12 protein-coding genes are annotated in these 13,882 nt (G+C 35.8%); 2 read left to right on the top strand and 10 right to left on the bottom strand.

The genetic code is table 11. From position 1 onward, the window contains the following. Positions 1-81: 81 nt before the first annotated feature. The 8 genes from U860_RS0111360 to U860_RS0111395 all read right to left on the bottom strand — a co-directional run bounded on the left by U860_RS0111360 (position 82) and on the right by U860_RS0111395 (position 9,597). Positions 82-1,329 carry a DUF1015 family protein gene (locus U860_RS0111360; RefSeq protein ID WP_025148626.1) on the bottom strand — a complete coding sequence of 416 codons (1,248 nt, stop codon included), beginning with the start codon at positions 1,327-1,329 and terminating at the stop codon, positions 82-84. A 13-nt stretch (positions 1,330-1,342) separates the two neighbouring features. Continuing rightward, positions 1,343-2,515, bottom strand: coding sequence for a phosphoglycerate dehydrogenase (locus U860_RS0111365; RefSeq protein ID WP_025148627.1), 1,173 nt, complete (start codon positions 2,513-2,515; stop codon positions 1,343-1,345). A gap of 12 nt (positions 2,516-2,527) precedes the next feature. Then, complete coding sequence (serC, locus tag U860_RS0111370; RefSeq protein WP_025148628.1) at positions 2,528-3,610, bottom strand: 3-phosphoserine/phosphohydroxythreonine transaminase; 1,083 nt, start codon at positions 3,608-3,610, stop codon at positions 2,528-2,530. Between the two features lie 210 nt (positions 3,611-3,820). Further along, positions 3,821-4,012, bottom strand: a complete 192-nt coding sequence (locus tag U860_RS0111375) for a DUF378 domain-containing protein (protein ID WP_002172636.1) — start codon at positions 4,010-4,012, stop codon at positions 3,821-3,823. An 89-nt stretch (positions 4,013-4,101) separates the two neighbouring features. Further along, positions 4,102-5,169, bottom strand: a complete 1,068-nt coding sequence (locus U860_RS0111380; RefSeq protein WP_025148629.1) for a hypothetical protein — start codon at positions 5,167-5,169, stop codon at positions 4,102-4,104. Between the two features lie 137 nt (positions 5,170-5,306). Further along, positions 5,307-7,697, bottom strand: a complete 2,391-nt coding sequence (locus tag U860_RS0111385; protein WP_025148630.1) for a penicillin acylase family protein — start codon at positions 7,695-7,697, stop codon at positions 5,307-5,309. Positions 7,698-7,777: 80 nt separating this feature from the next. Then, positions 7,778-8,629 (bottom strand): DnaD domain protein, encoded by an 852-nt coding sequence (locus U860_RS0111390; protein ID WP_115610310.1) that lies wholly within the window; start codon positions 8,627-8,629, stop codon positions 7,778-7,780. Between the two features lie 386 nt (positions 8,630-9,015). Beyond that, complete coding sequence (locus U860_RS0111395; protein ID WP_025148632.1) at positions 9,016-9,597, bottom strand: TetR/AcrR family transcriptional regulator; 582 nt, start codon at positions 9,595-9,597, stop codon at positions 9,016-9,018. Positions 9,598-9,821: 224 nt separating this feature from the next. On the opposite strand from U860_RS0111395, the gene U860_RS0111400 reads away from it, so the two are divergent. Continuing rightward, positions 9,822-11,054: an MFS transporter gene (locus U860_RS0111400; protein ID WP_025148633.1), complete on the top strand. Its 1,233-nt coding sequence runs from the start codon at positions 9,822-9,824 to the stop codon at positions 11,052-11,054. A 223-nt stretch (positions 11,055-11,277) separates the two neighbouring features. Here the strand turns inward: U860_RS0111400 and U860_RS0111405 are convergent, their stop codons facing one another. Beyond that, positions 11,278-11,736, bottom strand: a complete 459-nt coding sequence (locus tag U860_RS0111405) for a hypothetical protein (RefSeq protein WP_025148634.1) — start codon at positions 11,734-11,736, stop codon at positions 11,278-11,280. Between the two features lie 363 nt (positions 11,737-12,099). Here U860_RS0111405 and U860_RS0111410 point away from each other — a divergent pair, with 363 nt between their 5' ends. Continuing rightward, complete coding sequence (locus U860_RS0111410) at positions 12,100-12,807, top strand: DNA alkylation repair protein (RefSeq protein ID WP_025148635.1); 708 nt, start codon at positions 12,100-12,102, stop codon at positions 12,805-12,807. A 98-nt stretch (positions 12,808-12,905) separates the two neighbouring features. Here U860_RS0111410 and U860_RS0111415 read toward each other — a convergent pair whose 3' ends face one another. Continuing rightward, positions 12,906-13,232, bottom strand: a complete 327-nt coding sequence (locus U860_RS0111415) for a DUF3895 domain-containing protein (RefSeq protein ID WP_025148636.1) — start codon at positions 13,230-13,232, stop codon at positions 12,906-12,908. Positions 13,233-13,882: the final 650 nt, after the last annotated feature.

The following is a 13,882-nucleotide window of genomic DNA, read 5'->3' on the forward strand; positions in this document are numbered from 1 at the left end:
TGTTTCATTTGGTAAATAAGAAAACCCGAAATTCAAAATCATTTCGGGTTTTAAAAACTACAGAGGTCTATTTTTCTATATTTACTTTAACGAATGAATAAACAACCCACTGCGAAGTTTCGGTTCAAACCACGTTGATTTCGGCGGCATAACTTCTCCGGCATCTGCAATCGCTAATAAATCTTCCATTGATGTCGGATATAATGCGAATGCTACTGTATAATCACCGCTATTCACGAGACGCTCTAGTTCTTCTAACCCGCGTATTCCACCGACGAAATCAATGCGTGAATCCGAGCGTGGATCATGTATTTCAAGTACTTGACTTAATAAATGATCTTGTAAAATAGATACATCTAAACGTCTAACAAGATCATTCGCATCAAATGTTTCCTCTTTCACAGTAAGCTTATACCATTTCTCGTTTACATACATTCCAAATGATTTTGGCTCATTTGGTTTATATGGAGAAACAGTTGCTTCTTCCACATAAAAATATTGCGCAATTTGCTTTAAAAATTGTTCTACTGATAAGCCATTTAAATCTTTCACAACACGATTATAATCCCAAATAGATAGTTCATCATGAGGGAATAAAACAGATAGGAAGAAATTAAATTCCTCTTCTCCTGTATAATTCGGATATTGTTCTCTTCGCATTAGCCCAACTTTTGCCGCTGATGCTGAGCGATGATGCCCATCCGCAATATAAAGATTAGGAATCTCTTCAAATGCTACTACTAATTTCGCAATCGCATCTTCATCTACAATCTTCCATGCTACATGCTCGACTCCGTCTTCTGCCGTAAATTTATAAATTGGTGCATGTTCCTCTTTCCAACTTGCAATAAATTGCGTCACTTCTTCTTTTATACGATACGTTAAGAAAATAGGACCCGTATTTGCGTCACACACATCTACGTGGCGAATACGATCTTGTTCTTTTTCATGGCGTGTTCGCTCATGTTTTTTAATTGTATCATCCTCATACTCATCAATTGATGTACAAACAACAAGCCCAGACTGTGTTCTACCTTGCATCGTAAGTTGATAAATATACAGTGCTGGCTCCTCATCTTGAATGAATACTTCTTCTCGTATAAAGCGTTGTAAATTCTCGCTCGCTTTTTCATATACACTACTATCATACGGTGAAATCTCCGGGTTTAAATCAATTTCTGCTTTATCAATGTGTAAGAAAGAATATGGATTTCCCTTTACAACTTCTCTCGCTTCTTCACTATTTAATACATCGTAAGGTAAAGCTGCAACTTGCACTGCTTTTTCTTCTACTGGACGGATGGCCCGAAACGGTCGGATTTTTGCCAAGTTTATCTCTCCTTTACACAATCATTCGAACGGCTACAACACCTGTAATTTTTCTTATATTCTCAACAATGTTTTCTTTTATTATATCATCAATTCCATTATCAATATCAATCATTGTGTATGCCCATGAATGCTTACTACGATTAATCATATCAGCAATATTAATATGATGTTCTGCTAAGCACCCTGTAATTTGTCCTACCATGTTCGGAACATTTTCATGCATAATCGTAATTCTTTTCTTTCCAATGTACGGAAGTTCTACGTTTGGATAATTTACTGAATTACGAATATTACCTGTCTCTAAATATTCACGTAATTGGCGTGCAGCCATTACCGCACAATTTTCTTCAGACTCAGACGTAGATGCACCAAGATGAGGAGTCGCTATTACATTTTTCATCTTTATAACATTTTCATTTGGAAAATCCGTTACGTATTGTTTAATAATCTCTTCATCTAGCGCTTTTCGAAGAGCTGTTTCATCAACTAGTTCTCCTCTTGAGAAATTGAATAAACGCATCCCTTTTTTCATTGTTTCTATAGCGTGTTCACCAATAATCCCCTTCGTTTGATTCGTAAGAGGAATATGTAATGTAATATAATCACATGTTGCAAAAATTTCATCTAAGCTAAATGCTCTCTGCACCTGCGTAGAAAGGCGCCATGCTGTTTCAACTGATATATATGGATCAAATCCAACAACGTCCATACCTAAAGATAACGCATCATTTGCAACGAGGGCACCAATTGCACCAAGGCCGATAACCCCTAAACGTTTCCCTGCAATCTCTGATCCAACGAATTGTTTTTTCCCAGCTTCAACAAGTTGTGGTACTTCTTCCCCGTCTAATCCTTTCGTCCAGCTCACTCCGTTTATAATATTACGTGAAGACATAATAAGACTTGCGATAATAAGTTCCTTTACTGCATTCGCATTAGCTCCTGGCGTGTTAAACACTACAATTCCCTTTTCCGTACAACGCTCTACAGGAATATTATTTACACCTGCACCAGCTCTTGCAATCGCCTTTAAATCTTCTGAAAACTCCTCTTGATGTAAAGAATAACTGCGAAGTAACATACCATCTGGGTGCGCTACTTCATCTCCTATTTCATAGCGATTTCCATCAAAAATTTGCAAACCCTTTTCCGCAATTTGATTTAACGTTTGAACACGAAACATATCCCCATCTCCCTATCTATTCTCAAGCTCAAATTCCTTCATATAATCTACTAATTTTTGTACACCTTCAATTGGCATTGCATTGTAAATACTAGCGCGCATACCTCCGACTGATCGGTGGCCTTTCAACGTAACAAGCCCCTGACCTTTTGCTCTTTGTAAAAACTGTTCATTAAGCTCTTCTGACGGTGTTGTAAATGGAATATTCATAAGTGATCGATACATAGGATCAACAGGTGAAGTGAATAATTGGGATTCATCTAAAAAACTATAAAGAAGTGACGCTTTCTTTCTATTTTGTTCTTCAATCGCAGATACCCCGCCTTGTTCTTTCAACCACTCTAGTACAAGTTTCGTTACGTAAATACTAAAGGATGGCGGCGTATTATATAAGGAGTTATTTTTACTGTAAGTTTCATAGTTTAACATCGTAGGACAAGAGCTATTTGCACGGCCAATCAAGTCTCTTTTTATAATTGCAATCGTTAAACCAGCTGGCCCTAAATTCTTTTGCGCACCCGCATATATGAGGCCAAACTTCGTAACATCATATTGTTCTGATAAAATATTTGAGGACATATCCGCAACGAGCGGAATCATTTCTACATGCGGTAGCTCCACATACTTTGTCCCTTCAATTGTATTATTCGTTGTAATATGTACATAATCTAGTTCTAAATCATTATTTAAAACATCCATTGTAGGAATGGCTGAAAACTTCTCTTTTTCAGAAGAAGCAATTATTTGCACTTCCCCTACTTTCTCTGCCTCTTGCAGTGCCTTTTTAGACCATGAGCCTGTCAGTACATACCCAGCTCTTTTATACGTACTCATTAAATTTAACGGTATCATAGAGAACTGTAATGACGCACCACCTTGTAAAAATAAAACTTCATAATCATCAGGTATGTTCATTAATTCACGAAGCAAACTACTCGCTTCATCAATAATACTTTGAAAATAAGAAGATCGATGACTCATTTCCATAATAGACATGCCTGTCCCGTTATAATTTACAAGCTCCTTTTGCACCTTCTCTAAAACTGGCAAAGGGAGTATAGATGGTCCTGCTGAAAAATTATAGACTCTCTCCATCACCCGGATAACCTCCCTATTTCTAATTTTTATTAATTTTTAAACTTTCTGAATTATAACCCATATACAATATACGGTCAATTTGTTTTCCATTATTACGGCGTAAGACGCAATGGAATCGCTTGCAGTTACATTGCATTTTTTATAAACATACAAAAAAGTGTTAAGTACATAATCGTACTTAACACTCTAGTAATAAAAGTATAATAGCTACTCGTTCATAAAGAACCGATCAAAAATTTGATAAATAGCTGAAAGACCAAAGAGCCAATAAATGGTATCCACAAGCGCCGGCATAGAACCAAACCATTTCTCAACTACGTTATAATCTAACGCCACAAATAACCAATTCAAACCGCCAAGAATCACCAATATAACTGTAAGGTAAGACAAAAATTTCATTATGATTGCCCCCTAGGTGATAAGATGGTGAAAGGCCTTTCACTAAAAATATATGTAGTAGACTTAAAATCTTGCCTATTTTTTAAAAATTATTTTCTATACCAACCGTTAATAACTGCATCTGCTTCTTTACTATGTATTTGATAAGAATGACTACTGTCATTAGAGCCAATAAACCAAATTGAAAAACCTTTAAAATATGGCTTCGGTTCTAATACCTCTCGGTAAGCACGCCATCCGTTAAGTTGTACATCTTTTGAAAATACATTCGTAACATCTGGATTCCACGGATTTTGCAGTCCAAGTTCACGTGCCGGAACGTTAAATCCACCAAAATAAACTGGCTTTCCTGTTGTTTTATGTAATTGTTCAAGTTGCTGAACGACGTTTTGGCCACGATTATATACTGTCGTCGCAAATAAACTTTGTTTCACTTCTTCGTATGATGGATTTCTTTTTCCTGAAACTTCAAACCAACTATCAATACTTACAATGTCCACCTTTTTTAAATACGGACGATTGATTTTTCCGATAAACTTCGCTTCATAAGATGGATCCCAACTTGCAGTTAACCACCAGTTCATCTGATACAAAACATTTCCTTTATACTGCTGGCGAACAAAATCGATTGTATCATTCCAGTACCCTTCTGCGTATTCCATATTGACGAAATTAGAAGCGATCTTTAACCCGTAAATATTGTATTTACTTGTAATTGAATTAAAAATATCTTGTAAAACAACCGTTTTCCAATTCCAGAAGAAATCGTTAATATTACTCGGGTTCCACTCCGTTTCTCCAATATTTCCTTGCTGAATATACGGGAACGGTTCCACTATAACTTGTATATTACGCTTTAATAATTCTTGAATTAAAATAATAGCTTGTTTCTTTTGCGCCTGATTGATTACCATATTAGCAGAATTCACATTCGGAATATCAACTTGAATAGGTACATTCACAGTATTTAAATTTAAGCGCTCCACATCTGCTAACACTTTCGCTACATTTCCTACTTCCCATACTGTTACGTTTCCTGATTTTATTTTTCCGGATTGAACAGTATTTACATCTGCCTGTACATTTCCTTGAAAACAAAAAGAAAACAACATAATTAACACTCCTAAAATACTTATTAAACTCTTACTTTCCTTCACAAGTTCCCCCCTATAATTTTTGGCTTTCTTGATCATTTTATACAAAATTACACATATATTCCATAAGAAAAACAATTCAAAAAAAGAGCGGTTCTCCCGCTCCTTTACAAACCATTCCGACTCAAAATATCCACACATTATTTAGGGACTAAATTTAACACTTTTCCTTCAATCCCATCTGTATTAAGTGTAGTCGTATGATACTCTCCATTCACCCAGTCATCTATTTGATCATGATACCAATCACTTCTAAAATGTCCTGATTGTCCCGGCCCCACTATATGATAACCATTTGACATATCTGTCGTATCAATGACGAATCTCCAAGAAGCCCCATGATATACAATACCGTTCTCTCCGTAACTCGCTGCTTGAACCGTAACTTGACTTCCTCCAATCGGAACTGGTTTCTCACGATTAAATGCTAGTAATGCTAATATGCTAGATGATCTCGAAACTGGATGTGTAAAAGCCAGTTGATGGTAATCGCCCCACTTCCACTCCGCTACATTCGCTCCATACTCCTTCTGTAATTTCTTCATTACATTTGCGTACGATGTATGCACAACTTCTGTGAAGCCTCCGTACTTCGTAAACCAAGCGCTATTTTCACCGTTTACTTGCTTACGAATTAATTCATCGACAACTTGTTGTTTCCCTTCAAATAACTCCATCACATCTTTCGGTATTTCTTTTGAAAATAACGTATTAGAAATCTCTTTCATTAACAAATGAAAAATTAATGGGGCTGCTTCATCTTTACTATCGTAAAAATTCCACTTCGTTAACTCTTTCACCCCTTCTTTCTCTACTTCAGTTAAAGCTGTTTTATTTAACTCCTTTAAAAATATAGGTGCAAACTCTTTCCCGTATAAATTTTTTTGATCCATCTGTAATTCTTCTAAATCTTTCACCGTATACTTATCCTTCTCTTGCAAAAATTCTTGAATACGCATTTGCCGATATGGCTGTGCCCACGTATTACTAATATGGTACGGGTAATTATCATCAACAATTTTATTGTTCGCAGTCGAAATAAACCCTTGTTTTGGATTGATTACTTTCGGAAGCTGGTCAAACGGGATATACCCTTCCCATTCATATTCATCTGTCCATCCAGGTACAGGTAGACTACCATCACCTTTTTTCCGAATTGGTATATTTCCATTCGCTTTATACGCAATTGTTCCATCGTTTGATGCAAACAAAAAGTTTTGAGTCGGTGTGTGAAAATCTTGAAGGGCAGCTTCAAACTCATTCCAGTTTTTTGCTTTATTCATATTTAAAACTGCCTTTAATTCAGCTGAAGGTTCTAAAGCAGTCCATTTCAGAGCGAATACTGTTTTCGTCTTCTCCTTCCCCTTATCCGCAAATTCCGAAATAACTGGACCATGCCTCGTAATTGTAACGTTATAAGGAATTGTTTTTCCGTCCTTCACTTTAATAGATTCATCAACAACAGTAGCCTTTTCCCACTTATCGTTATACAAAAATTCATTTTCATTATTAGGATTTCGCTTTTCAATATATAAATCTTGTACATCTGGTCCTGTATTCGTAACGCCCCATGCAATTTCCTTATTATGCCCTAGCATAACACCAGGAACACCTGCGAAAATAACTCCACTCACATTTACATCTTTCATTTCTAACTCTGTTTGATACCAAATGGACGGTGTTGCGAGAGAAAGATGCGGATCATCCGCTAAAATCGGCTTACCGGAAGCGCTCTTCTCACCACTCACAACCCAGTTATTACTCCCATTAAACTCTGGCGGAATAACCGTCTTTGAAAAACTTTGCGCTACATTCACATTTGTATTTTTTAGTTCAGCTAGTAATCTAGGTGCATCTTTCGGATATGTAGGAAATAGCTCATTTGCTTGCTCTTTCGGAAGATTTTTCAACGCCCAATATCGAAATGCTTGCCCGTGCCAATGCCCTCCTAAATCAAAGGCCATATACTTTCCAATCGTTAAAGAATCAACGATTGACCATTCAGCAGGTTCATAACCTAATAGAGTAAACTCAACTGGCAATTTCTTTTCCTCTTTCGCCTCACGTATAAAGGCATTCACCCCATCAGCAAATGACTGTAAAGCGTATTTCGCTTCCCCATCATATTGACTTACAGAAGCTTCTGCTGCACGCCGTAAACCAAGCGTTCGAAATAACTTATCTCTATCAACAGCCGCTTCACCAACAACTTCACTTAACGTCCCGGAAGCTTGTCTTCTACTTAAATCCATTTGAAACAAACGATCTTGCGCTTGTACATATCCTTGCGAAAAATATAAATCATGTGCATTTTCCGCTTTAATATGAGGTACACCTTTACTATCTCGTTTCACCGCAACAGCATGTTGTAAATCATCAAGGCTTATCGTTCCATCTATCTTTGGCATAGATCTCAGCGTATATACGTTCACAAAAATCGCAGCGCAAATAAACAAAAAAAGAACGATACTACTAGACCAAATAAAAATCCTTTTTCCCCTATTTCGTTTCTTCTTTATGGCGATTTCCATAAAACCCCTCCTCTCTCAAACTATTCGCTTCTATTACGTAAGAACCTTTAAGAAAAAGAAAGAAACCTTACTTGCTCCTGCTATGGATCATACAAACTGAATAATCCTCTCTTACGCACTACATCCTTTACTTCACTGAACTTTACACATCCTTCCCTATACCAATTCCTCAAAATTCCCTTTACATAAGCAAGCGTTCTTTTATCATTTTCAAACGCAATTTTAAGTGCCTCTAGTACTGTATCTCCTGAAATCCTTTGTATCCATTCCTTTAATTCCTTCACGATATATGGAGATATGCTACTTATATTTTGTTCGTAAAACTTGTAAACTTCACTATGTGAAGTGGCCTCCTCTATTCTTTCTACCTCTTCCACATCTTCCTTCTCTTGAATAACTGCTTGTGAACTACTATTAACCTCTTCTTTTGGCATACCAAAATGCTGCAGTAATAACGGAATCTTGCATTCTTCTTCAAGACATTTACGTAAAAACATATGTATGAATTCTTTACTTTTCACCGTTTTCAGCTCACGTAATACACATTTCTCTACGTTCGTATTTAAAATAGGATTATAGCGTAGCCAATTTATAATGAATAACTCTTTCGTTTCCGCATTATATAAAATCTTCCCGTATTCAACAAACCGGTTTAATAGCTTCTCAACAGTCTCCATACTGTAACCAGTTTCTAACTCTGCTAAACGCTTCGGTAATATGTAAATGCCACATTGCTTTGTTTTCGTACCAGTTAACAAATATATGTAAAAATAACGCTCTTCTGGCGTTAAATCTAAGATGAATTCATCTTGCCAAAACTTCACCTGCATATTACGGTACACCGCCATATGTTTCCCTCCTCCCTTTATTAGTAAATAGGAAATTTTCAATCCTTCAATATAAATATAGGGATGAGCAAACGGTTTTGGCATTCAATTTTTTTTACTACTACGACGACGGTTTTATTTTTTTCGCGCTTGTTTTGTTCTTGTAGTTGTTTTTGTTTTGTTTTTTCTTAGTGATTTATTACTTGGTAGGTGCTTATGAGGGGCTTGGAAGGGGCTTATATAGTGTTGTTATTCCCATCTAATAATTCTAGATTAGATTGAAATGTAATCTCCTATCTGATTTCTAATTACATATGTCCCGAGCAATCTTCATACATTGCAGTCAACCATTATTATTCACCTGCTCATTTTTACCCGAAAGCAAAAAGCACTTATTGCCTTCGTAGACAATTCAGTGCTTTAAAATTGAAAGTTTATAGATAATAGTGTCTATAATTGACACAGTCGATTGAAATACAATTCTAGTACATTTATTTGAGTAACGATAATAAGATAGATACCGAATTATCTACAACTGAACGTTCTGGACGAGATTTCATTAACACTGTTAATCCAATTAATGAAGTGACTAGCGTTTGTGCTAATGCTTTAGCATTCACATCACTTTGCAGTTCTCCAGACTGAATACCTTTAGCGATTAGTTCTTGAAATATAACCGAAAGATACATTTGATGTTCTCTAGTCAACACTTCAAATTTTTCATTATGAGGAGCAAGCTCCACCATCGTATTAATACAAAAACAGCCTTTATTTGATTCTTTTTTATATTCCTCTTCCACCATATTTTCAAAAAATGTACGAATGGCCTCTTTTACAGATTGTTCTTTTTGAAGTTTTGTTCGAATACTAGTCGCGTGTAAATTCGTGTATCTCCGTAATGCAGCTTCAAACAAACCCTCTTTATCACCAAAGGCTGAATATAAACTCGGTTTTTGTATTCCCATTTTAGCAGTTAGATCACTTAATGAAGTAGCAGCGTATCCTTTTTCCCAAAAAAGTTGCATAGCAGCATCCAAAGCTTTTTCTTCATCAAATTCGCGTAGTCGAGCCATTTAACCTCTCCTCTTTCTTCAACTGTTTTCTAAATTATAAATCACCATTTTATGTACCAATCAGTATATTATATATCGTATTAAATTATAAATAATATGTCAAAAGAAACTGAAATCATTTTACAATTCACTTGACATATTAACTTCTCCCTGATTATATTTTACTTACGAAATAACATACCGTTCGGTACGTTATTTTTAAAAATACAAAAGGAGATGATGTTATGAATGCTAAAGGAAAAATGACAACTGCTCTTACTCAGAATAATGATCAGTTCCAATCACCTATCAATACAATCATGCCTCGCTATATAACTCTATTATTTTCAATAGCTTGCGGGATGGCTGTAGCGAATATATACTTCGCTCATCCTCTACTTGATTCTTTATCAAATGAGTTTAAAATTAACCATTCAACTATCGGTGTCGTTATTACGATCACTCAAGTTTGTTATGCACTCGGATTACTTTTATTAGTTCCACTTGGTGATTTGTTAAACACAAAGAGACTCATTATTGTTCAAATGCTTTTATCCGTTATCGCTTTAATTGTGGTCGGAGTCGCTCCTTCAAGTACCGTACTTTTTATAGGTATGGCCTTAGTCGGAATTCTTGCGACTGTTACACAGACACTCGTCGCACATGCATCCATTTTATCTAACCCAACAGAACGTGGGCGAATTGTAGGTTTCGTTACGAGTGGTGTCGTAATAGGAATTCTCCTTGCACGTACATTTGCCGGAACATTAACAGATCTAGCTGGATGGCGTTCCGTTTATCTTACCTCTGCTGTACTTATGCTCTTCGTAATTGGTTTGTTGTATCGTAATTTGCCTAATCTTGAACATAAAAAAACAGCTATGACCTATCGTAATTTATTACGTTCCGTTCTCTTATTATTTGTAGAAGAAAGGATCTTACGTATTCGTGGAATATTAGCATTGCTCATTTTTACTTCCTTCAGTATTTTATGGACTTCATTAGTTTTACCTCTAAGTGCTTCACCATATAATCTATCACATACTGCTATCGGAGCATTTGGTCTTGCTGGAGTTGCTGGTGCATTAGCTGCCACTAAGGCCGGGCAACTTGCTGATCGTGGATTAGGGGAACGAACTACTGGCATAGCTTTAACTTTATTATTACTTTCATGGTTCCTAATTAAATCTATTAACCACTCTCTATTAATACTAGTTATCGGCGTTATCCTTTTAGATTTAGCTGTGCAAGCTGTACATGTCACGAACCAAAGTATACTTTTCACAGTGCGTCCTGAAGCAAGAAGTCGCCTCACTGCTAGTTACATGATTTTTTATTCTATCGGTAGTGCTACAGGTGCAATTCTTTCAACAAACATTTATGCAAGCTACGGATGGAACGGAGTATGTATATTAGGTGCATCCGTTAGTGCTTGTGCTCTATTATTTTGGGCAATGACCTTACGACGATCATCATAAATAAAAGAAGAGTAATTCATTTGTGCGTTTTTTAATAATTGTTTTTCTACAAGACTATAAAATAGTATTTACTTTTTAAAATAAATCAACGGCATTTTCATATTAAAAATGCCGTTGATTCCCAATTTTTATGTATGCGATTCGCCATTTCATTGGACCATTTCGCGGTACATTTACGACTTTCAATAAATCATATCCTCGCTCTACTAGCGACATGCATTTATTACAAATTCCCTTTAACTTTTCCGACAATCTCGTTTATCGTATTTCGATCTAGCTTGTCACTAATTTCGTATGGCTCACGATCTTCTACGAATTGCACGCCTACGATATCATTACGATCCTTACCGTATTGCACTTCAATAATAGATCCGCGCTCTAGTTGTTTCCAAATGAAGCTTGCTTCTTCTTTATTGTCCAAAGTAATACAGTCCTCAATGTTTTCATTAATTCCAATTAACATGTTATCGTCAATATACCCAATCTCGTATTGTTGACGTTCTTTCGCTTTGCCGCTTACTAATATACCCGCGCTACCATATGAGTAATCCATATAGTCCTTTTTATCCGTTTGTACCGCTTTCGGCTCTTGTGCTTCAGTTTTTTCAGCATTCCCACAACCCGTAATAAGACTGATTGGCATCACCGCAGTTAATACTACTCTAGTAAATTTCTTTATCATTTATAACCAACCTCACATACTTAATGTAAAACTCCATTTATTACCTTATTAAAGAATAACATGATACTACGGAGAAAGAGCCAAAGATAACACATTTTTTTACATTCCGGCACTTCAAAAATCTATGTGGAAAGCTATACATTTGTATTGTCCCCCCGTTTATTTTCATGTTGTATCCTCACAATTATAAATAGCTAGACTTTCAAAATCACTAACTGAATTGTCGAGGAATTATAGAAAGTAGACATCCTACTCACATACAATTAGTATTAAAATTGAGAAGTATGGAAGACTTGATAAAAAATATAAATTAGATAATTACAATTAAAATGGTCTTTACATTAAGGAAGGAAGTACACAACTATGGATTGCAAAACAGTTATGCAAGAGCTTGAATCCCTCGGTAAGGAAAGAACGAAAAAAATATACATATCTAATGGCGCGCACGAGCCGGTTTTTGGCGTAGCTACAGGTGCTATGAAACCAATTGCTAAGAAAATAAAATTAAATCAAGAGTTAGCTGAGGAACTTTATGCCACAGGCAACTACGATGCTATGTACTTTGCAGGTATTATTGCAGATCCAAAAGCTATGAATGAGTCGGATTTTAATCGTTGGATAGATGAGGCTTATTTTTATATGCTTTCTGATTATGTAGTAGCAGTAACTTTATCAGAATCAGATATTGCACAAGACGTTGCCAATAAATGGATTGCAAGTGGGGACGAGCTGAGAATGTCAGCAGGCTGGAGCTGTTACTGCTGGCTTTTAGGGAATCGCAAAGACAATGAATTTTCCGAAAGCACAATTTCCGCTATGCTTGAAATTGTGAAAAATACAATTCATGATTCGCCAGAACGAACAAAATCCGCTATGAATAATTTTCTAAACACTGTGGCAATTTCATATGTGCCACTACACGAAAAGGCAGTCGAGACAGCAAAAGAAGTTGGTATAGTAGAAGTAAAACGTGACAACAAAAAAAGCAGTTTGTTAAACGCTCACGAAAGTATTCAAAAAGAACTTGGTAGAGGAAGACTTGGTTTCAAACGTAAGTATGTTAGATGTTAGATCATCAAAAAAGGTGTCAATCAAGAAAGATTGACACCTTTTTTTGATGAGGAAAATGAACTATCTCCCTGAAAACCATTCATTTTCCTCTGTACACCTTATATGTTAGAAACTTCTTCTTTCAATTTATATACCCTATCTCTTTTCTCATCATTTTTGATAAAAGTAAGCTTTCCTTCTGTCACAAAGCCTTCTAATATTAAGCATACTTGTCCATATGCTTTCGGCTTATTCGTTGTAAATCTTTCATCTGATATTTTACCAGATCGTATTAATTCTTCGCATAGCTCTAATGCACTTATTTCTTCAGAATTAAATAATCCCAATATATCTTTTTGCAGTGGCGATAAAGATACTGGCATCTCAGCTACCTCCACCTTTTCTTTTTCTTCTTCAAATAAATCTTCAAATGAAATTTGATTCATTACATCTTTTCCTTTCTAACAATGGATTTGTATAACATGAACTGAATTCTATATGTACTGGAACTTTTTAATTTAGTTATTGTCATGAATTCCTTATCTCATTACATGAATTCCATAAACTATGCACATCGTTTCAAGTAGTATGTTTCGATTATACCAAATATACGTTCTACTATCTATTGTAGAATTCTTTATAGCAGAAATGAAATTAGTAGTGAACATTATCTTATTTATTAGTTGCCATAAAACATGTAACCAAATAAAAAAACACTACCAATCGCAGTGTTTGGGCTACCTCCACATGTCTATCAAGCTAAGAAAAGCGAACACACAAAACAAAAAAGATGACGAGGTTAATATTGTAGCATCTGGAAAGCAAGCAGTTTCTAAAGTCTAGTTAAGCAGATACAGTAAGCAAGTATACTATGTTACTAATGAAAAAGGATCTGATATTCATATCAGATCCTTTTTCACTGCTTCTTTTATAAATTTAAGTTCTTGGTACATACATCGCTTCACACGAGGTTGCTATTTACTAGTACACGATAACCGGTTCATACGTGCTTAAATTATCATACACAGTTTTTGCAATACTAGGAGGAAGATTAACACATCCTCCTAATCCGCCTTTTCTGGTAGCAGTGCATAAT

This window comes from Bacillus sp. H1a, assembly GCF_000633475.1.
GTDB classification, from domain to species: Bacteria; Bacillota; Bacilli; order Bacillales; family Bacillaceae_G; genus Bacillus_A; species Bacillus_A paramycoides.

What these genes read in the sequence shown, in the direction of transcription:
- U860_RS0111365 (WP_025148627.1), bottom strand. Translation starts at nt 2,515, where the DNA reads ATGTTTCGTGTTCAAACGTTAAATCAAATTGCGGAAAAGGGTTTGCAA.
- serC (WP_025148628.1), bottom strand. Translation starts at nt 3,610, where the DNA reads ATGGAGAGAGTCTATAATTTTTCAGCAGGACCATCTATACTCCCTTTG.
- U860_RS0111375 (WP_002172636.1), bottom strand. Translation starts at nt 4,012, where the DNA reads ATGAAATTTTTGTCTTACCTTACAGTTATATTGGTGATTCTTGGCGGT.
- U860_RS0111385 (WP_025148630.1), bottom strand. Translation starts at nt 7,697, where the DNA reads ATGGAAATCGCCATAAAGAAGAAACGAAATAGGGGAAAAAGGATTTTT.
- U860_RS0111390 (WP_115610310.1), bottom strand. Translation starts at nt 8,629, where the DNA reads ATGCCAAAACCGTTTGCTCATCCCTATATTTATATTGAAGGATTGAAA.
- U860_RS0111395 (WP_025148632.1), bottom strand. Translation starts at nt 9,597, where the DNA reads ATGGCTCGACTACGCGAATTTGATGAAGAAAAAGCTTTGGATGCTGCT.
- U860_RS0111400 (WP_025148633.1), top strand. Translation starts at nt 9,822, where the DNA reads ATGAATGCTAAAGGAAAAATGACAACTGCTCTTACTCAGAATAATGAT.
- U860_RS0111405 (WP_025148634.1), bottom strand. Translation starts at nt 11,736, where the DNA reads ATGATAAAGAAATTTACTAGAGTAGTATTAACTGCGGTGATGCCAATC.
- U860_RS0111410 (WP_025148635.1), top strand. Translation starts at nt 12,100, where the DNA reads ATGGATTGCAAAACAGTTATGCAAGAGCTTGAATCCCTCGGTAAGGAA.
- U860_RS0111415 (WP_025148636.1), bottom strand. Translation starts at nt 13,232, where the DNA reads ATGAATCAAATTTCATTTGAAGATTTATTTGAAGAAGAAAAAGAAAAG.